Raw genomic sequence first — 20,077 nt, 5'->3', positions numbered from 1 at the left:
TAAAAGCTCGAAAAGTAGAATTGTGGACAACTTTTTTTAAATGCAGAAGGCGTCCGCTTAGCGACAAGGTCATTGGTAGGCGGAAGCCAAAATCGCTCTTTGAATTTACCCTTCCGTTAAAAAGCCCCAAGTAGCTAGCACCTAAAGCCGTATTACTTTTTTTGAATGCTACAGGCACTCGTTAAGCTCTACAAGTACTTGAATCTTCTAATCAAAAAACTTTCCAACTTTTTTTGAGAATTGAGGATAGCCACCTAAGTTCGCCACGTCGTGTCATAACGGTTCCAATACCAACGTCCTGTTAGCTTAGGGTGCTCGTTTAACTGCGAAACTCCCCAAACATTAGCTCCTGAAGCTAGATAGCTCTATTTAATGAAAAAACAACCATTTTTCATTCGTAAATTTATTATTTATCAAATGGATAAAGGCTAACCAACTAAAATTATCCATTAAAACAAACAAAAGCCCAGCTCATTTAAAATGAGCTGGGCTTTAACAGAATATTTCATTTATCGAATTGGTTCAATAACTAAATAGCGTTTGGTATCCGATCCAACGGAATACGTCTCGATATCAATTCGATTGGCAAGAATATGATGGATAATTTTTCGCTCATTCGAAGGCATTGGCTCTAACTCAATCTTTTTCCCTGTATGAACGGCCTTATCTGCCATACGATTTGCTAGCTGTTCCAATGATTCTTGGCGACGCTTGCGATAATTTTCTACGTCTAATTTTACTAAGACGAATCGCTTTGCGTATTGATGAACAACTAATTGTGTCAATTCTTGTAGGGAGTTTAGCGTTTGGCCACGTTTACCAATTAGTAATGCTGCCTTCTTGCTCTCTAAACTAATATTAATAATTTTACCCTTTTCTTCAACACCGATAGTTAAGTCATTGATATCTAACTGCTTAGCTATATCTGTTAAATAAGTGACTGCATGCTCAATAGCTACTGTGTTATCGTTACGTTTCTCATCTATTAATTCATTTTCTTCAACTTCCAAAGGTGATAGTTCTTGTAAGTTTTCAGTTGTCGATTCTTGTATATTTTCTACTTCACTTTTCGAAATAAGCGCTACTGCTTCTGATGATTCAATTTCACTCACTTCTACCATTGCCTGTTGCACAGATTGTTGCTCTTGATCCGATTTCTCAAGTTGTTTTTCAGTTACGCGTACATTTGCTTTACGTGAACCAAAACCTAAAAAACCCTTTTTACCTTCTTGAAGTATTTCAATATCTACTTGCTCTCGGGTAAGGTCAAGCTCTTTTAACGCTATAGAGATCGCTTCTTCTACGGTTGCTCCCATTTGCGTAATCTGTTTCACTTTTTGGCCCCTCCTGTTTTTGCAGGTTTTGTTGTTTTGTTCCACGGCTTATACATAACAAGATTTTGTATGAATGTAATAATATTACCAATTACCCAGTAAAGAGATAAAGCGGCAGGTAAATAACTACCTAATCCAATAATCATAAATGGCATGATGTACATCATAATTCGCATTTGAGGATTATCCATCGCTGGGCCAGTACGTAGAACAATAAACTGCATGATACCTGCTAGAACAGCGAGTACAATACTCGATTCTGCTAATGGGAACATGAAAAAGTCGCCCAAGTTAATTTCTGGTGTCGAGTTCATACGACTAATTGCGTGATAGAAACCAACTAGAATTGGCATTTGAATCAGCACTGGTAAGCATCCAGCTGCTGGATTAGCACCAGATTCGCTCATTAATTTCATCATTTCTTCTTGATACTTTTTCTGAGTTACTGCATCTTTGGAGCTGTATTTCTCTTTTAACTTCGCCAATTTAGGCTGTAATTCTTGCATTTTCTTCGCACTTTTTGTCTGTTTAATCATTAACGGTAAAATAGCTAAGCGAATAATGATTGTTACACAAACTATTCCCCAAGCATACGTACCCAGTAATCCTTTAAATAGCGTTATGAAAGCTACGAATGGCCAAACGATATATTTGCTCCAAAAACCTTCAGTGTCACTATAAATTGGTTGGTTATATTCTGTACACCCAGTTAATAATAATGTTATTGAAGTAAGCGCGAGAATGATCCAAAGTTTTTTCTTCAATCTTCATCCCCCTAAAATAACTTTCATTTTCTATCAGCTATTTTATCATGCACCTTCTATTACTCTCTACTACTTCTTTTTAAAACCTTCGCAATTTTTAAAACATGCTGTAAACTCTTTTTCGTTTCATGAAAATCTATAGTGGCCGCCGGATGTCTGGCGATGATCACGTATTCCATATCATTTCTCAAATCATCTTGTAATTCGAAGAAACTCTGACGGATATAACGTTTGATTTGATTTCTAGTGACTGCCTTACCTATTTTCTTATTAATGGATAGCCCAATGCGAAATTCTTCTTGTCCTTCTTTTGGTAAACAGTAGACAACAAATTGACGATTCGCAAATGACTTGCCTTTACGAAATACTTTTTGAAAATCTTCATTCTTTTTAATTCTGCGGCGTTTTTTCATCTTTGCACCTGCTTATTCATTGTTCTTTCTTCTCTATATGAAGGTTTCAATTACACTGATCGTTGATTCCCTCCAAAACGATATATTTTTACGACCTACCTCTTAAAGCTTTGCAAAAGGAGTTGACCATAATAGTTTGGCCGTTTTGGAGAAAAACCAACAATACTAAACACTAATTTCTCCATAAAGAAAAAAAAGACCACTGATGTTGGTCAGTGGACTTATGCTGATAATACTTTTCTTCCTTTACGGCGACGTGCAGCAAGTACTCTACGACCATTTTTAGAACTCATACGTGCGCGGAAGCCATGTACTTTACTATGTTTACGTTTTTTCGGTTGGTATGTGCGTTTCATTTATATGACACCTCCTGGAAAGTCTATTATAAAAAATACTACAGACAGTCTTGCATATTATATATAAATTCCAGTCATTCTGTCAATGCTTATTTAGAAAATACATTTTATCGCGATCCAGTTAGCAGCGTTTTTTTATTAGTAAGTTATCCACAATCTACTATCTCACTCTCAAAAACTAGTGTGGACACTTTTTTACACCCTCAAAATTATCCACAAGACTTATAGACAGGTTCTACACAAATTCACTTGTTGTGGATAAGTTCGTTGTGTATATTTATGCAATTTGTGGATAACTTCGAAAAAATCTTGAACTGCCTGGTTTTTTTTGATAAGATTATTGTGTTTTACTCTGTAAATAAATTTGTGTATGCAAAATGTTATCCACAATTGTTGATAATGTGTGGATAGTTTTATCCACCACCTAAGAATAACATTTATCCACAGCTTGTTTTTATTGTGAGTATCTATCATGTATAGTTCATTTATAAACATATTTTAACCGCATTTATAACCAAATATTCAATAGAGATATTTATGTAAAGGAGAAAGAAGCTTGGAACATTTAGAAGAGTTATGGGACAAAGTGCTCTCACAAGTTAAACAAAAGATCTCAAAACCAAGCTTTGAAACTTGGCTTAAATCCACGAAGCTACTTTCATACAAGGGTGATACCGTAACTATTGCAGCGCCAAATTCATTTGGGCGTGAATGGTTGGAAAATCACTATGTACAGCTAATTGCTTCTATTTTGGCAGAATTAACAGGAAAAGATTTGCATATCCGTTTTGTGGTTCAACAAGACCCAGGCTTTGATGATTTTGATATTCCATCGCCACGTGTTCAAGAAAAACAAGATGATCGTCCAGATTTCTCTCCTGGTATGCTGAACTTAAAAAACACATTTGATACATTCGTTATTGGATCTGGTAACCGCTTCGCACATGCTGCTTCGCTAGCCGTTGCAGAAGCACCAGCAAAAGCATATAACCCATTATTTATATATGGGGGAGTAGGTTTAGGAAAAACCCATTTAATGCACGCAATTGGCCACTATGTATTGGAACATAACCCTAATGCTAAGGTGGTTTATTTGTCATCTGAAAAATTTACAAATGAGTTCATTAACTCTATCCGCGACAACAAAGCTGTAGAATTTCGTAATAAGTATCGCAGTGTAGATGTCCTACTAATTGATGATATTCAATTCCTAGCTGGAAAAGAATCAACTCAGGAAGAATTTTTCCATACATTTAATACTTTGCACGAAGAATCGAAACAAATAGTTATCTCTAGTGATCGACCTCCAAAAGAGATTCCAACTTTGGAAGACCGCTTACGCTCACGCTTTGAATGGGGTCTAATAACGGATATCGCTCCACCTGATTTAGAAACGAGAATTGCAATATTACGAAAAAAAGCAAAGGCTGATGGATTAGATATTCCAAATGAGGTTATGCTATATATTGCAAACCAAATTGACTCTAATATTCGTGAATTAGAAGGTGCTTTAATCCGCGTAGTTGCTTACTCATCGCTTGTAAATCAAGATATTACGGCTGAATTAGCTGCACAAGCATTAAAGGATATTATTCCTAACTCCGTACCTAGAATGGTAACAATTTTAGATATTCAAAAGGCTGTTGGAGAACACTTTCATGTGAAATTAGAAGATTTTACTGCAAAAAAACGTACAAAATCAATTGCATTTCCACGTCAAATTGCTATGTATTTATCACGCGAGTTGACCGATTTTTCATTACCTAAAATTGGTGAAGAATTTGGTGGTCGTGATCATACAACGGTCATCCATGCACATGAGAAAATCTCAACCATGTTTAAAGAAGATCAGAAATTACAGCAAGATATTAAACAGATAAAGAGTATGCTAGGTAAGTAAAAACCTGTGGATAACCCGGAAAGTTAACAACATACTTATACACAGCCTGTCTACACACGGATAGGCTGATTTTATTCGTTAAATTGGACTTATCCACAAATCCACAGGCCCTACTACTATATCTATTAATCTTTTAATAAATAATAATATATATAAGTGAGGTATAATTTTATGAAATTTGATATCATGCGAGATCGTTTATTGGATGGACTAAATGATGTCATGAAGGCAGTTAGTTCAAAAACAACAATCCCTATTTTGACAGGAATAAAAATTGATGTAAGCGAAGAAGGAATGCGTTTAACTGGTAGTGATGCAGATATTACAATCCAAACGTATATACCTGTTGAAGAAAATGGCGAACAATTAATCAATGTTGAAAAACCAGGTTCAATTGTGTTGCAAGCAAAAATGTTCAATGAGATTGTACGTAAGTTACCTACTAATGACGTTGAATTTGAAGTATCAGAAAAATTCCAAACACGTATTCGTTCAGGTAAATCTGACTTTCACCTAATTGGTTTAGATTCAACTGAATATCCTTTATTACCAGAGTTGAGTGAAGATAATCAATTTACTGTTCCTGCTGATCTATTAAAATCAATTATTCGCGAAACAGTATTTGCAGTATCAACAAGTGAAAGTCGTCCAGTATTAACAGGTGTTCATTGGCAAATTAAAGACGGAGAGCTTGTATGTGTTGCAACTGATAGCCATCGTCTTGCTCGTCGTAAAGTTACTTTAGAACATTTACCAAGTGAACAATCTAGTGTTGTTGTACCTGGAAAAAGTTTGACTGAATTAAGTAAAATATTGAACGATGCAACTACTCCTGTAGATATTGTTATGACAAACCAACAAGTTTTATTCAAAACAAATGATGTTTTATTCTTCTCACGCTTACTAGAAGGGAATTATCCTGATACATCTCGTCTAATTCCTGAAGAATATAAAACAGATGTGACTGTAAATGGTCGCTCTTTACTTCAAGCCATTGACCGTGCTTCTTTACTTGCACGTGAAGATCGTAACAATGTAGTACGTTTTACAACTATGCAAGATGACACGATTGAAATTTCTTCGAATTCACCTGAGGTAGGAAAAGTAGAAGAACAAATTCAAGTTAGTTCACTTGTAGGGGAAGAATTGAAAATTTCTTTCAGTGCAAAATATATGATGGATGCATTAAAAGCAATTGATGGCCAAGATGTTGTTATTCAATTTACAGGTGCTATGAGACCATTTATTATTCGCTCTGTACATGACGATGCTATATTACAATTGATTTTACCTGTTCGTACTTACTAAAAATAACTATTTCGATATAACGATAGACGCAAATTATTTCCCAAGATTATTTATGACCTGGTCATAAATAACTGATTTTACTAAAGGATAGTCGTTTCGATGACTATCCTTTTTACTTATGAACAAAAGTTCGGTAAAATATAGGGATAGAGAAAAATAGAAGAGGATGAAATTAACTGTGAATGAAATTGCTATTGATACTGAATTTGTAACGCTTGGCCAATTATTAAAAATAACAGATGCTATTAGCTCAGGTGGAATGGCTAAATGGTTCTTGCAAGAGAATGATGTCTATGTAAACGGGGAAGTAGATAATCGCCGTGGACGTAAATTATATGTTGGCGATACTGTGAACATTCCTGGGACAGGGAGATTTCAGATAACTGGTCCAACGAACGGAGAATAACATGTATATAGATCGGTTAAAGCTGACGAATTACCGTAATTATGAATCGTTAGACTTGTCATTTTCTCCGAAAATCAATGTTTTCTTAGGAGAAAATGCACAAGGAAAAACAAATGTTATGGAATCTATATATGTTTTATCGATGGCAAAATCGCATCGTACCTCGAATGAGAAAGAATTGATACGGTGGAGCGAAGATTATGGTAAAATAGAAGGTGACGTTCAAAAAAAATATGGTCATCTACCTTTGGAATTAACCCTTTCTAAAAAAGGAAAAAAAGCAAGGGTTAACCATTTAGAACAAAGCCGTTTAAGTGATTATATTGGACAGATGAATGTCGTGATGTTTGCCCCGGAAGATTTAACTGTAGTAAAAGGCAGTCCCCAAATCAGAAGACGTTTTCTCGATATGGAAATCGGGCAAATTTCTCCAGTATATTTACATGATCTATTAACATTTCAAAAGCTATTAAAGCAACGGAATCACTTATTGAAAAAAAACCAAGGAAAATCGGCATTGCAAGATGTAATGTTTGAAGTATATACCGAACAATATATTCAAGCTGCAGTAAAAGTTATTCATAAAAGATTTCAATTTATGGATTTACTCCAGGAGTGGGCAGAACCAATTCATTTTGGTATCTCTCGAAATTTAGAGAGATTACAAATTCGTTATCGTCCAGTAAGTGGTATGGACCCGCATTGGACAACTGCTGAAATGGCGAATTTCTTAGAGAAGAAGTTACAAGATGCCTTGCCACGAGAGCTTGAACGCGGTGTCACATTAATTGGACCACATAGAGATGATTTGCAGTTTCTTGTGAATGACTATGATGTACAAACATATGGATCTCAAGGTCAGCAACGTACGACGGCTCTATCACTCAAATTAGCTGAAATTGAACTTATTAAACAAGAAGTTGGGGAAGCGCCAATTTTGTTACTAGATGATGTTCTTTCAGAGTTAGATGATTACCGTCAGTCACACTTACTGAATACTATTCAAGGTGAAGTTCAGACCTTTGTGACAACAACAAGTGTTGAAGGAATTGACCATGATACAATCCGAGAAGCAGCAATGTTTCATGTGAAACAAGGTTCTGTTGAGGTAGAAGAAACCTAGTATTAATACAGGTCAGTGGTTAGTAAAATAATTTAAAACGCATACTGATGTCATGAAAGAGTAGGTGGAACAAATGGCAATGGAAGAAAATAAACAGCCTGCTGCATATGATGCAGATCAGATACAAGTATTAGAAGGTTTAGAAGCAGTTCGTAAACGCCCGGGTATGTATATTGGTACTACAAGTTCTAAAGGTCTTCACCATTTGGTGTGGGAGATTGTAGATAACAGTATCGATGAAGCCTTAGCTGGATATTGTGATGAAATTAAAGTAACAATCGAAAAAGATAACTGGATTCGTGTTGACGATAATGGCCGTGGTATACCTGTAAGCAATCAAGAAAAAATGGGAAAACCAGCTGTTGAAGTTATCATGACAGTGCTACATGCCGGAGGTAAATTTGGTGGTGGCGGATACAAAGTATCTGGTGGTTTACATGGTGTTGGTGCATCTGTAGTAAACGCATTATCAGTTTCAACTGAAGTGTATGTAAAACGTGATGGTCATATACATTTCTTGAGTTTTAGTCGTGGTAAAACAGATCAGCCACTTCAAGTTATTGGCGAATCTGAAGAAACAGGAACAACAACACGCTTTAAAGCTGATCCTGAAATTTTCAAAGAAACAACAGTTTATGAATTTGATATATTAGCGCACCGTATACGCGAGCTAGCTTACTTAAATCGTGGTATTAGTATTACGATTGCTGATGAACGTGGTGAAGAAGTACGTTCAAATACATACCACTATGAAGGTGGTATTAAATCGTATGTTGAACATATTAACGAAAAGAAAGAACCTCTTCATGAAGCAATTGATTTAAAGGGCGAAAAAGATGGCATTTCAGTTGAAATTGCTATGCAGTATAATGCTGGATTTGCCTCTAATATTTTCTCGTTTGCTAACAATATCAATACGTATGAAGGCGGTACGCATGAATCTGGATTTAAAACAGCTTTAACACGAGTTATTAACGATTATGCGCGTAAAAATAATCTAATTAAAGATGCAGATGCGAATCTTTCAGGTGAAGATGTACGTGAAGGTTTAGTTGCTATTGTATCGATTAAACACCCTGATCCTCAATTTGAGGGGCAAACGAAAACAAAATTAGGTAACTCTGAAGTTAGTACAATTACAAACTCATTGTTCTCAGAACGTTTTGAGCGATTTTTATTAGAAAATCCTGCAGTTTCTAGAACAATTGTTGATAAGGGTTTAATGGCGGCTCGTGCACGCGTTGCAGCTAAAAAGGCACGTGAATTTACTCGACGTAAATCCGCTTTAGAAGTTTCTAGCTTACCAGGTAAATTAGCTGATTGTTCTTCTCGCCATCCTGATGAGAGTGAAATTTATATCGTAGAGGGTGACTCTGCCGGTGGTTCTGCTAAGTCTGGTCGTGATCGTCATTTCCAGGCAATATTACCTTTGCGTGGTAAAATTTTAAACGTTGAAAAAGCACGTCTTGATAGAATTCTATCCAATGCTGAAATTCGAGCAATGATTACAGCGATAGGTACTGGTATCGGCGAAGATTTCGAACTAAAAAAAGCACGTTATCATAAAATTGTTATCATGACCGATGCAGACGTCGATGGAGCACATATTCGAACGCTATTATTAACATTCTTCTTCCGATTCCTGCGACCGATAATTGAAGCGGGATATATCTATATTGCACAGCCCCCTTTGTACCAAGTAAAACAAGGGAAACATATTGAATATTGCTATAGTGATGAAGAACTTCAAGAAATTTTAGAGCGTCTTCCAAATTTACCAAAGCCAGGTATTCAGCGTTATAAAGGACTTGGAGAAATGAATGCTGAGCAATTATGGGATACGACAATGGATCCAGAACATCGTACATTACTGCAAGTTGAACTAGATGACGCAATAGAAGCGGACCGCACATTTGAACAATTGATGGGGGACGAAGTAGAACCGCGTCGTCAATTTATCGAGGAAAATGCTGTTTACGTGAAAAATCTAGATATTTAACGAGCTAGTGAAGGGAGGTAAGCACTTTGTCAGAAATTAATAATCCTGGTGTTAAGGGGATTAACATAAGTAAAGAAATTAAGACTTCATTTTTAAGTTATGCAATGAGTGTTATCGTCTCTCGTGCTTTACCAGATGTCCGCGATGGTTTAAAACCAGTACATCGTCGTATTTTGTACGGTATGCAAGAGTTAGGTAGTACTTCTGATAAGCCATATAAAAAATCCGCACGTATCGTTGGTGACGTAATGGGTAAGTACCATCCTCATGGTGACTCATCTATTTATGATGCAATGGTACGTATGGCGCAAGATTTTAGCTATCGATATATGTTAGTTGATGGTCATGGTAACTTCGGTTCTGTCGATGGTGATGGAGCCGCTGCCATGCGTTATACGGAATCCCGTATGTCTAAAATCGCAATGGAAATGCTGCGTGATATTAATAAAGACACTATTGATTACCAAGATAACTATGATGGCAATGAAAAAGAGCCAATCGTGTTACCGGCACGTTATCCAAACTTACTTGTCAACGGTGCTTCAGGTATTGCTGTTGGTATGGCAACTAACATTCCTCCTCATCAATTAGGTGAGGTTATTGATGGTGTTTTAGCAATCTCTGATAATCCAGCAATTACAACTGAAGAGCTAATGGAAATTATTCCAGGACCAGACTTTCCTACAGGTGGTACAATCTTAGGCCGAAGCGGAATCCGCCGTGCCTATGAAACTGGCCGTGGTTCTATTATTATTCGTGCTAAAGTTGAAATAGAACAAAAATCAAATGGGAAAGATACAATTGTTATTCACGAACTTCCTTTCCAGGTAAATAAAGCGAAATTAATCGAAAAAATTGCAGAGTTAGTACGAGATAAGAAAATTGATGGTATTACAAATATTAATGATGAGTCTGACCGTAACGGTATGCGTGTAGCTATCGATATTCGCAAAGATGCAAATTCTAATGTTGTATTGAATAACTTATATAAACAAACAGCGATGCAGTCGAGTTTCGGTATTAACATGCTTGCGTTAGTAGATGGACAACCAAAAGTTTTGAGTTTGAAAGAATCTCTTTATCATTACTTAGAACACCAAAAAGTAGTAATTCGCAGACGTACGCAATTCGAACTGAAAAAAGCTGAAGATCGTGCACATATTTTAGAAGGTTTACGTATTGCACTTGATCATATTGATGAGATTATTCACTTAATTCGCAGCTCACAGACAGGTGACGAAGCAAAAAGTGGCCTAATGGAAAAATTCAGCCTAAGTGAACGTCAAGCACAAGCGATTTTAGATATGCGTTTACAACGCTTAACAGGTTTAGAACGTGAGAAAATTGAAGGTGAATATCAAGAATTACAAGCTTTAATTGCTAAATTACGTGAAATTCTTGCAGACGAAGGTAAAATTCGCAAAATCATTCATGACGAATTACTTGAAGTGAAAGAACGTTTCAATGATAAACGTCGTACTGAAATCACTGCTGGCGGTATGGAAATGATTGAAGACGAAGATTTAATTCCTCGTGAGAATTCAGTTATTACTCTTACTCACAATGGCTATATCAAACGTTTACCTGCGAACACATATCGAAGTCAAAAACGTGGAGGTCGTGGCGTTCAAGGGATGGGTACAAATGATGATGACTTTGTTGAACATCTAATGAATACGTCTACGCATGATACAATTGTATTCTTTACATCTAAGGGTAAGGCATTCCGTGCAAAAGGCTATGAAATCCCTGAGTATGGTCGTACAGCCAAAGGTTTACCAATTGTTAACTTATTAAGTGTTGATAAGGATGAACAAGTAACAGCAATGATACGCGTTCCTTCGTTTGAAGATGATGCTTACTTTATCTTCACAACACGTACTGGTGTAACGAAACGTACTCCTGTATCATACTTTGCTAATATTCGTAACAATGGTTTAATAGCTATATCTCTACGTGAAGATGATGAATTAATTTCTGTCCGTCTTACAGATGGGAAAAAAGAAATCATCATTGGTACACGTAATGGTATGCTTGTACGATTTAATGAAGAAGACATCCGATCAATGGGGCGTACAGCTGCAGGGGTTCGTGGTATCCGCTTAAAAGATGATGACTATGTTGTCGGAATGGAAATGATTGAGCCAGGACAAGAAATTTTAGTTGTAACAGAAAAAGGTTACGGAAAACGCACGCCAGAAGAAGAATATAGAATTCAATCTCGTGGTGGTGTAGGTATTAAAACTTGTCAAATTACAGATAAGAACGGTCCCTTATCTGCTGTGAAAACAGTGGATGGTTCAGAAGACTTAATGCTTATTACAATTAACGGTATGTTGATTCGTATGGATATTAATGATATCTCTGTAACAGGACGTAGCACACAAGGTGTACGTCTAATTCGTCTAGGCGATGAAGAGCTTGTTGCAACAGTTGCAAAAGTTGCAAAAGAATCTGAAGAAGATGAAGAGTTAGATGAAAATGTAGAATCTGCTGGATTAGGAGAAGTAACAGTAGAAGAAACTGATGCAAGTTCTGAACCAACAGATACAGAATAATTGTATTTATTAATACGAAGAACCTCGATTAAAACTAATCGAGGTTCTTTTTTTATTATTATTTTCATAACTTTATTAGACAGAGTGAAATTAAAATTGGAAATTAACTGTAATTTTTGTGACTTTAGGAAAGAACAATTGACGAGGTGACATGATAAACAAAAAAACCAAATATTATAGGGTTTTTCTAGGAAATTTTATTTATAATTCTACAAAAAACGACAAAAAATGTTATCACTCTAGGAATAAATATAATACTATAGAAAATTATATATTATATTAAAATATTTTATTTAAATACTTTCTTACTTTAAAGTAATAGATTAATAGACGCTGTTAAGCGCTTTACATTACAAATAGATTGAATTTTCATATTTTTATACTATATTGAGAAAAAATAATTAAATAGATTGACTAAAATTGGAATGAGTGTGTAAAATGTAAATCAATATATAACATTTGTATGAGTTTTTTAAAGTAATTTACATATTATTTAATTTTATGTATATATTTTCGCTCAAGACACTGTTATTATTTTCTTAATATTCTATCTACATTACGAGATTTTGAAAGGAGATACATTTTGGCTAGCTCAGAGAATTTATTAACCATCAGGAATTTACACACCGGTTTTCGAATAAAGGATACATATTATAATGCTGTAGATGATATTTCTATTAACTTAAATAAAAATGAGATTTTAGCAATTGTTGGAGAATCGGGTTGTGGTAAAAGTACACTTGCTACTTCCATTCTTGGATTACACGTTGCAAACAATACCAAAGTCACAGGTGAGATTCTTTATAAAGATTTAAACCTTGCGGGACTTTCAGAAGATAAGTTTAATGATATTCGTGGTAATGATATAGGGATGATATTCCAGGATCCATTATCTGCATTAAATCCTTTAATGCGAATCGGTGAACAGATTTCAGAATCTTTAGTTTACCATACGAAGTTTACAAAAGAGCAGAGAGCAGAACGTGTTCTTGAACTGTTAAATCAAGTTGGAATACCTAATCCTGCAAGAGTAGCAAATCAGTTTCCACACCAATTATCAGGGGGAATGCGTCAACGTGTCATGATTGCCATTGCCATTGCTTGTAAACCAGCTATTATCGTAGCAGATGAGCCAACAACTGCGCTGGATGTTACGATTCAAGCACAAATACTAGATTTATTGAAAGAATTACAAGCAGAGACAAAGAGTGGGATTATATTAATTACACATGACCTTGGAGTTGTTGCAGAAGTTGCAGATCGTGTTGCGGTTATGTATGCAGGTCAAATTATTGAAGAAGCGCCAGTAGAGGAGTTATTTAATAACCCTAAGCATCCTTATACAAGATCACTACTTAACTCAATTCCGCAGATGAATAGCGAAAATGAGAAACTTCAAGTAATTAAAGGTTTAGTACCATCACTTAAAAATTTACCGCGTCAAGGATGCCGTTTTTCATCTCGAATTCCGTGGCTTGCTGCAGATACACATGAGGAAGACCCAGTATTACATGAAGTTTCCCCTGGTCACCTTGTAAGATGTACTTGCTGGAAACACTTTGATTTCGAAGGTGCAGAAGGGGGACAACTAAGATGAGTTTTATGCAAATAAAAGATTTATGTGTACATTACCCAATTCGTGGTGGCTTTTTCAATACAGTTGTTGATCATGTTTATGCAGTTGATGGTGTTAGCATGGAATTTGAAAAAGGTAAAACATATGGTCTAGTTGGTGAATCTGGTTCTGGTAAATCAACCACAGGGAAAGCAATTATCGGACTTGAGAAAATTACATCGGGTAGCATTATTTATGAAGGAGAAAATGTTACTAATCAACGTCGCGAAAGAACTTCACCATATAACAGAGATATACAGATGATTTTCCAAGATTCACATTCTAGTATGAATCCAAGAAAACGTATTAAAGATATAATTGCTGAGCCAATTCGGAATTTTTTGAAGTTAAGTGATCAAGAGGAAAATAAACGGATTAATGAATTGCTAGCAATTGTAGGGATGCCAGAGGACGCTAAATATAAATATCCGCATGAATTTTCAGGAGGACAAAAGCAGCGTATTGGTATTGCACGAGCAGTTGCTTGTAATCCAAAAATGATTATTGCAGATGAACCTGTTTCGGCGCTTGATTTATCAGTACAGGCTCAAGTATTAAACTTTATGAAGGATATTCAACAGGAATATGGCTTGAGTTATCTATTTATCTCGCATGATTTAGGTGTTGTAAAACATATGTGTGATCATATCTCAATTATGTATAAGGGGCGCTTTGTTGAAACTGGTCGTCGTGAGGATGTTTATAAAAATCCTCAACATATATATACACAGCGCTTATTATCAGCAATACCTAATATTGAACCTTCTACTCGTATTGCACGCAAAGCAGAGCGTCAAGGAGTAGAAGCACTTTATCAAACGGAACAACATAAGTATTATGATGAAAATGGCAAAGTCTATGCTCTAAAACAATTAAGTAGTACGCATTCGGTTGCCATGAATACGCAAGAAAAAGGAGGCAATTGAAATGTGGAAAACAGTATTAAGACGATTTTTAGTTATGATTCCACAGTTATTTGTCCTTAGTCTACTTATCTTTGTCATGGCGAAGTTTATGCCTGGTGATCCGTTTACAGGGTTAATAACACCAGAAACAGATCCAAACGTAATAGAAGAGTTAAGGATAAAAGCTGGATTCTATGATCCTTGGTATGTCCAATACTACAATTGGATTACAAATGCTTTCCAAGGTGACTTTGGTGATAGCTATACATTTAAAGTAGCGGTTTCATCACTTATTGGTGAGCGTGCTTTAAATACATTTTGGCTATCGTTATTAAGTGTTGTTTTACTATATGCTATTGCCATTCCGTTAGGTATTTTGGCTGGACGCTATCAGGATTCGTTGTTAGATAAGGGAATTGTTTTATATAGCTTTATTAGTTATGCGATTCCTACATTTGTATTATCGTTGATTTTCTTATTTATGTTTGGGTATCATATTCCAATTTTCCCAACTAGCGGAACGGTGGATGTTTCTCACGATCCTGGTACTTGGGGCTATTTCTGGAGCAAAGTGTATCATATGCTTTTGCCAGCTATCACTTATGCATTACTAGCTACTACTGGAGTAATTCAATACTTACGTTCGGAAATAATCGATTCGAAATCAATGGATTATGTTAAGACAGCACGAAGTAAAGGTCTTCCGATTTCGAAAGTTTATACTAAACATATTTTTAGAAACTCATTATTACCAATCGCTGCCTTCTTCGGATTTACTATTACAGGATTATTGGGCGGATCAGTATTTATCGAAACAATCTTTGGCTACCCGGGGATGGGGCAGTTATTTATTTCATCTATTGCATCGCGTGATTATAGCGTAATTACAACGCTTGTCATGCTATTCGGCTTCTTAACATTATTAGGTAGTCTACTGTCCGATATTATTATGAGTATTGTTGATCCAAGAATTCGGATAGAATGATGAATCTTAATGACAAAGGAGAGGTGAATAGAGATGACACAGCAAACAGAAAGTACTGCAATCACGACAAAAGATACAATTAGCTCTCCACCGACTGGATTCCAAGTCATATTAAGGGAGTTTAAAAAAGATAAACTAGCAATGTTCTCTTTAATTTTATTAGGGTTAATCATTGTAGGCATTTACGTAGCCTCATTTTTCATTGATCAAGAGGAATTAATGCGTATTAGCATAAGAGGTAAATATGCGGAACCAGGTGACGGCTTTATACTTGGAGCAGACCATGGTGGGCGATCCATTTTAGGGCAATTAATTATTGGGGCTAGAAACTCAATTACAATTGCAATTATTATTACGATTATCACTGGAGTTGCCGGTGTTGTTATAGGTTTAGTAACAGGCTACTTTGGTGGGCTTATCGATAATATATTTATGCGTATTATTGACTTCTTTTTGACACTGCCAACGACTATGATTATTATCGTGTTCGTTACAATTATTCCTAAATATACTGTAACGACTTTTATATTGATAATGAGTCTCTTCTTATGGATAGGTACTGCAAGACTTATACGTAGTAAATCCCTATCAGAAAGCAGAAGAGATTATGTTAGTGCTTCTAAGACAATGGGAACTCGTAATTCAACTATTATTTTCAAAGAAATCATGCCGAATATAAGTTCTCTTATTATTGTTGAATTGACATTGAACTTTGCAGGAAATGTCGGCATTGAAACAGGATTATCCTTCCTTGGCTTCGGTTTACCACCATCAACACCAAGTTTAGGAACTCTTGTTAGTTACGCAGCAAATCCCGAAGTATTGTCTACGAAGTTATGGGTTTGGTTACCTGCAGCATTACTAATTTTAGTATTGATGTTAGGAATAAATTATGTTGGACAGGCTTTACGTCGTTCAGCAGATGCAAGGCAGAGATTAGGATGATAAAGGAGGAAAAAAGATGAAGAAAAAGAATTGGTTTTTAGTTTCTATGCTATTAGCTTTAGTGTTAGTTTTAGCAGCATGTGGCGGAGACAAAGACAAGAAAAATGAATCTAGCGGTGGCGGGGATAAGCCGAAAGATGAAGAAAAAATAGATACAAGCGCATTCCCAGTAGCTGTAGAAAACAATGACGAGGCAATCAAAGGTGGTACTTTACAAGTCGCTCTTGTAAATGATTCACCGTTCAAAGGGATTTTCTCAGCGGAATTATACGAAGATGCATATGACAGTGAAATTATGGCCTTTGCAAGTAATTCAATCTTTAAGACAAAAGAAGATTTCTTAATCAGTGATGAAGGTATCGCTTCATTAAAAGTAGACGCTGATAACAAAAAAGTAACGGTTAAAATTCGTGAAGGCGTAAAATGGTCTGATGGTGAACCTTTAACTATAGACGACGTTATTTACCCATATGAGATCATTGGTCACAAAGATTACACTGGTGTTCGTTATGATGGGGATTTCAAAAATATTATTGGTGCTACAGAGTACCATGCAGGTAAAGCAAAAACTATCTCAGGTTTGAAAAAAATTGATGATTTAACTTTAGAAATTACATTCAAAAAATTATCACCAGCTATTTATAATGGTGGTGACGGTTTATGGGGCTATGCAGCACCAAAACATTACTTAAAAGACGTAGCAATCAAAGAATTAATCAAATCGGATAAAATCCGTAAAACACCAGTTACTCTTGGTGCATTTAAATTTGATAAAATTGTAAATGGTGAATCAGTACAATTCTTAGCTAACGAACATTACTGGAATGGCCAACCTAAAATTGATAAAGTTGTTTTAACAACTGTTCCTTCAACTCAAATTGCAGAAGGTCTAAAAGCTGGTAAGTATGACATCGCTACATCGTATAGATCAACGAATTATGATGCAGTTAAAGATTTAGAAAACTTAACAGTACTAGGTCGTAAAGAATTGGCTTACTCTTATGTTGGTTTTAAACTTGGTAAGTTTGACACTAAAAAAGGTGAAAACGTAACAGATCCAAACGCTAAAATGGGAGATGTTAGTCTACGCCAAGCATTTGCATATGCAATGGATGTTGAGCAAGTAGCTGAAGAATATTATGGTGGCTTACGTACACGTTCTAACTCATTGATTCCACCAGTATTCTCTGCATTCTATGACGATTCATTAGAAGGATTCAAATATGATCCTGAAAAAGCAAAAAAATTATTAGATGATGCAGGATATAAAGATGTTGATGGTGATGGATTACGAGAAGATAAAAACGGTAAAAAACTTGAAATCAAACTTGCTGGTATGGCTGGCGATGATAAAGATGAAGCTATGATGCAATTTTACTTGCAAAATTGGAAAGATGCTGGTTTAAATGTTGTTTTAACAACAGGTCGTTTAATCGAATTCAACAGTTTCTACGATAAAGTAAAAGCTGATGACAAAGATATTGACGTATATATGGCTGCGTGGGGTACTGGTACTAACCCATCTCCATCAGGTATTTATGCGCGTGATGCATCTTACAGTTATAGTCGTTTCACTTCTCCAGAGCTAGATAAATTACTAGCTAATATTGATTCTGAAGAAGCAATTGATCCAGAATACCGTGCAAAGGCATTTAAGGATTGGCAAGTCTACATGGCTGAACAAGCGCCAGTATTCCCAATTTACTACCGCACAGAAATCATGCCAGTTAACAAACGTGTGAAAAACTACAATAAAGACTGGGTTAACGAATCTGATTTAAACCAATTGGAACTTACTGCTGAAGAGCCAATTAAATAACAAAGTATGTAACCAAATTAAAGAAACTCCGAGCAACTGCACTATATGTGCAATGCTCGGAGTTTTTTTGTTCTAACAAAAATTTAATTAATTTGATAAAAGGACTGAATATTTATATTACAATTAAAGTAAGTTTTAGATACAATATATACTAGGACAAATTAATTATCTTTTAAAGGAGTGCGTGCATATGAGCGCTACATTAGTGAAAGTGGCTGATTTGCGATTGGGTAGTATTGTGGCCGAAGATATAATGGCAAATACACAATATCCTATTGTATATAAAGATACTAAAATTACTAGAGAGCATTTAATTGTATTTCAGGCTTTCCAAATTCCAAAAATTCCAGTGCTCACTACATCAATCATTGAAAAAAAAGAAAAGGAAATTACGGTAGTTCCTGATAATGTTAAGGAAGATGAAGTGGTAGTAGAAAGTATGACACCATTTGCTAGCCAATATGGAAAGAGTGTTGCGGAATTTAAAGCCGAATTTTTTAAATGGCAAGCGGGCAGTAAAGTTGATATTGTAAAGGTTCGTACTATTATACTTCCGTTAATAGATTATGTATTAAGAGATCGTGCACTTATTTTTTCGTTGAATGAACTTTCAGATTCTAAAAACTATATTTATCATCATTCAGTTGCACTGAGTTTAATCTCGGCTGTAATTGCGCATAAGATGGGCTTAACAAAAGGTGATATTATTCAAATTGCCAGTGCAGCTGCTTTAGCTGATTGCGGTATGGCAAAAGTAAATAAAAAGATTCTTGAAAAAGCAGGGGCTTTAACTGAGCTAGAACTTAAAGAAATTCAAGAACATCCCTTTTATAGTGCACAATTAGTGAAAGATATTCCTCTTTTAAAATCTGATATGAAAATTGCTATATATCAGCATCATGAGCGATTAGATGGTAGTGGTTATCCATTAGGTGAGAAAGGTAATTCCATTGCTGTGTACTCTCATATTATTGCAGTAGCTGATGTTTTTCATGCTATGACATGCGAACGAGTATACAGAGAAAAGGAATCATCATTTAAAGTATTAGAAATGATTCGCGAATCGCAATTCGGTAAATTTAATATTGAAGTTGTCCACACATTGTTTAGCTGTATAGCTGATTTACCGTTAGGAACAAAAGTAGAATTATCTAATTTTGCATTAGCAACAATTGTTTTTGTAAATAAGGATACCCCTACTCGTCCAGTTGTAAAGTTAATAGATACATCAGAAATTATAGACTTATCAAGGAATCGTATATTATATATCGAAAGATTAATCGTCGAATAGCTTTATTAATTCTATCCCTTAATTAAGTCGTTCTATAGGAAGAAACTCTTTAGAAAGATAAGTAGTTTTATATTTTAGGGATAGAATTTCATTTTTTATTAAAAAGTGTTGACAGTTATATCGAAAGTGTTATATTATATTACTTGTCGCTAAGACGTACTTAACAAAACTTAATAACTTTACTTTCAAATAAAACTTTTTAAAAAGCGGTTGACAGTTGAAGATATAAATGTTAAGATTTATAAGTCGTCAAAACAACACGATAAAATGAACCTTGAAAACTGAACATGCAAGACGTTAATCAATAAATGTTTTTGAACATCAACTCTGTTGGTGGATCAAAACAAAAATAGATA

At 35.4% G+C, this 20,077-nt stretch carries 16 protein-coding genes; 12 read left to right on the top strand and 4 right to left on the bottom strand.

Features of this window, described 5'->3' with window-relative positions; all coding sequences use genetic code 11:
• Positions 1–509: 509 nt before the first annotated feature.
• The 4 genes from jag to rpmH form a co-directional block, all read right to left on the bottom strand.
• On the bottom strand, positions 510–1,334 hold the full coding sequence (gene jag / locus BK137_RS13400) for an RNA-binding cell elongation regulator Jag/EloR (RefSeq protein ID WP_038178766.1): 825 nt from the start codon (positions 1,332–1,334) through the stop codon (positions 510–512).
• Complete coding sequence (gene yidC, locus BK137_RS13395; RefSeq protein WP_038178764.1) at positions 1,331–2,098, bottom strand: membrane protein insertase YidC; 768 nt, start codon at positions 2,096–2,098, stop codon at positions 1,331–1,333. Before yidC ends, jag begins: the two co-directional genes overlap by 4 nt.
• Before the next feature lie 59 nt (positions 2,099–2,157).
• The gene (gene rnpA, locus BK137_RS13390; protein WP_038178762.1) at positions 2,158–2,511 is read right to left on the bottom strand and encodes a ribonuclease P protein component; all 354 of its coding nucleotides are present in this window, start codon (positions 2,509–2,511) and stop codon (positions 2,158–2,160) included.
• 221 nt (positions 2,512–2,732) lie between these two features.
• The gene (gene rpmH / locus BK137_RS13385) at positions 2,733–2,867 is read right to left on the bottom strand and encodes a 50S ribosomal protein L34 (RefSeq protein WP_036200974.1); all 135 of its coding nucleotides are present in this window, start codon (positions 2,865–2,867) and stop codon (positions 2,733–2,735) included.
• A gap of 556 nt (positions 2,868–3,423) precedes the next feature.
• On the opposite strand from rpmH, the gene dnaA reads away from it, so the two are divergent.
• From dnaA to BK137_RS13325, 12 genes are all read left to right on the top strand, one after another.
• Positions 3,424–4,767 (top strand): chromosomal replication initiator protein DnaA, encoded by a 1,344-nt coding sequence (gene dnaA, locus BK137_RS13380; RefSeq protein ID WP_038178759.1) that lies wholly within the window; start codon positions 3,424–3,426, stop codon positions 4,765–4,767.
• Between the two features lie 171 nt (positions 4,768–4,938).
• Entirely contained in the window at positions 4,939–6,075 is a 1,137-nt protein-coding gene (dnaN, locus tag BK137_RS13375) for a DNA polymerase III subunit beta (protein ID WP_038178757.1), read from the top strand.
• Positions 6,076–6,253: 178 nt separating this feature from the next.
• Positions 6,254–6,481, top strand: coding sequence for a S4 domain-containing protein YaaA (gene yaaA, locus BK137_RS13370; protein ID WP_038179148.1), 228 nt, complete (start codon positions 6,254–6,256; stop codon positions 6,479–6,481).
• 1 nt (position 6,482) lies between these two features.
• The gene (recF, locus tag BK137_RS13365) at positions 6,483–7,604 is read left to right on the top strand and encodes a DNA replication/repair protein RecF (RefSeq protein WP_038178755.1); all 1,122 of its coding nucleotides are present in this window, start codon (positions 6,483–6,485) and stop codon (positions 7,602–7,604) included.
• A gap of 73 nt (positions 7,605–7,677) precedes the next feature.
• Positions 7,678–9,603 carry a DNA topoisomerase (ATP-hydrolyzing) subunit B gene (gene gyrB / locus BK137_RS13360; RefSeq protein ID WP_179078269.1) on the top strand — a complete coding sequence of 642 codons (1,926 nt, stop codon included), beginning with the start codon at positions 7,678–7,680 and terminating at the stop codon, positions 9,601–9,603.
• A gap of 26 nt (positions 9,604–9,629) precedes the next feature.
• Positions 9,630–12,161 carry a DNA gyrase subunit A gene (gene gyrA / locus BK137_RS13355; RefSeq protein ID WP_038178753.1) on the top strand — a complete coding sequence of 844 codons (2,532 nt, stop codon included), beginning with the start codon at positions 9,630–9,632 and terminating at the stop codon, positions 12,159–12,161.
• Positions 12,162–12,744: 583 nt separating this feature from the next.
• Positions 12,745–13,758: an ABC transporter ATP-binding protein gene (locus tag BK137_RS13350; RefSeq protein WP_038178751.1), complete on the top strand. Its 1,014-nt coding sequence runs from the start codon at positions 12,745–12,747 to the stop codon at positions 13,756–13,758.
• Positions 13,755–14,702 (top strand): ATP-binding cassette domain-containing protein, encoded by a 948-nt coding sequence (locus tag BK137_RS13345; RefSeq protein WP_038178750.1) that lies wholly within the window; start codon positions 13,755–13,757, stop codon positions 14,700–14,702. The genes BK137_RS13350 and BK137_RS13345 overlap by 4 nt, the downstream gene beginning before the upstream one ends.
• Position 14,703: 1 nt before the next feature.
• Positions 14,704–15,666 carry an oligopeptide ABC transporter permease gene (gene opp4B, locus BK137_RS13340; protein WP_038178748.1) on the top strand — a complete coding sequence of 321 codons (963 nt, stop codon included), beginning with the start codon at positions 14,704–14,706 and terminating at the stop codon, positions 15,664–15,666.
• Positions 15,667–15,699: 33 nt separating this feature from the next.
• Entirely contained in the window at positions 15,700–16,611 is a 912-nt protein-coding gene (locus BK137_RS13335) for an ABC transporter permease (RefSeq protein WP_038178746.1), read from the top strand.
• A 16-nt stretch (positions 16,612–16,627) separates the two neighbouring features.
• Positions 16,628–18,430: an oligopeptide ABC transporter substrate-binding protein gene (locus BK137_RS13330; protein ID WP_038178744.1), complete on the top strand. Its 1,803-nt coding sequence runs from the start codon at positions 16,628–16,630 to the stop codon at positions 18,428–18,430.
• A gap of 190 nt (positions 18,431–18,620) precedes the next feature.
• Complete coding sequence (locus BK137_RS13325; protein WP_038178742.1) at positions 18,621–19,721, top strand: HD-GYP domain-containing protein; 1,101 nt, start codon at positions 18,621–18,623, stop codon at positions 19,719–19,721.
• The last annotated feature ends 356 nt before the right edge of the window (positions 19,722–20,077 follow it).

The organism is Viridibacillus arenosi, assembly GCF_001955655.1.
In the GTDB taxonomy this organism is placed as follows: Bacteria; Bacillota; Bacilli; order Bacillales_A; family Planococcaceae; genus Viridibacillus; species Viridibacillus arenosi.
This window is presented reverse-complemented; position numbering and strand designations above follow the sequence as displayed.

Excerpts from the sequence above, each read along its gene's own strand:
- rnpA (WP_038178762.1), bottom strand. The coding sequence starts at position 2,511 with ATGAAAAAACGCCGCAGAATTAAAAAGAATGAAGATTTTCAAAAAGTA.
- rpmH (WP_036200974.1), bottom strand. The coding sequence starts at position 2,867 with ATGAAACGCACATACCAACCGAAAAAACGTAAACATAGTAAAGTACAT.
- dnaN (WP_038178757.1), top strand. The coding sequence starts at position 4,939 with ATGAAATTTGATATCATGCGAGATCGTTTATTGGATGGACTAAATGAT.
- recF (WP_038178755.1), top strand. The coding sequence starts at position 6,483 with ATGTATATAGATCGGTTAAAGCTGACGAATTACCGTAATTATGAATCG.
- gyrB (WP_179078269.1), top strand. The coding sequence starts at position 7,678 with ATGGCAATGGAAGAAAATAAACAGCCTGCTGCATATGATGCAGATCAG.
- BK137_RS13345 (WP_038178750.1), top strand. The coding sequence starts at position 13,755 with ATGAGTTTTATGCAAATAAAAGATTTATGTGTACATTACCCAATTCGT.
- opp4B (WP_038178748.1), top strand. The coding sequence starts at position 14,704 with ATGTGGAAAACAGTATTAAGACGATTTTTAGTTATGATTCCACAGTTA.
- BK137_RS13335 (WP_038178746.1), top strand. The coding sequence starts at position 15,700 with ATGACACAGCAAACAGAAAGTACTGCAATCACGACAAAAGATACAATT.
- BK137_RS13330 (WP_038178744.1), top strand. The coding sequence starts at position 16,628 with ATGAAGAAAAAGAATTGGTTTTTAGTTTCTATGCTATTAGCTTTAGTG.
- BK137_RS13325 (WP_038178742.1), top strand. The coding sequence starts at position 18,621 with ATGAGCGCTACATTAGTGAAAGTGGCTGATTTGCGATTGGGTAGTATT.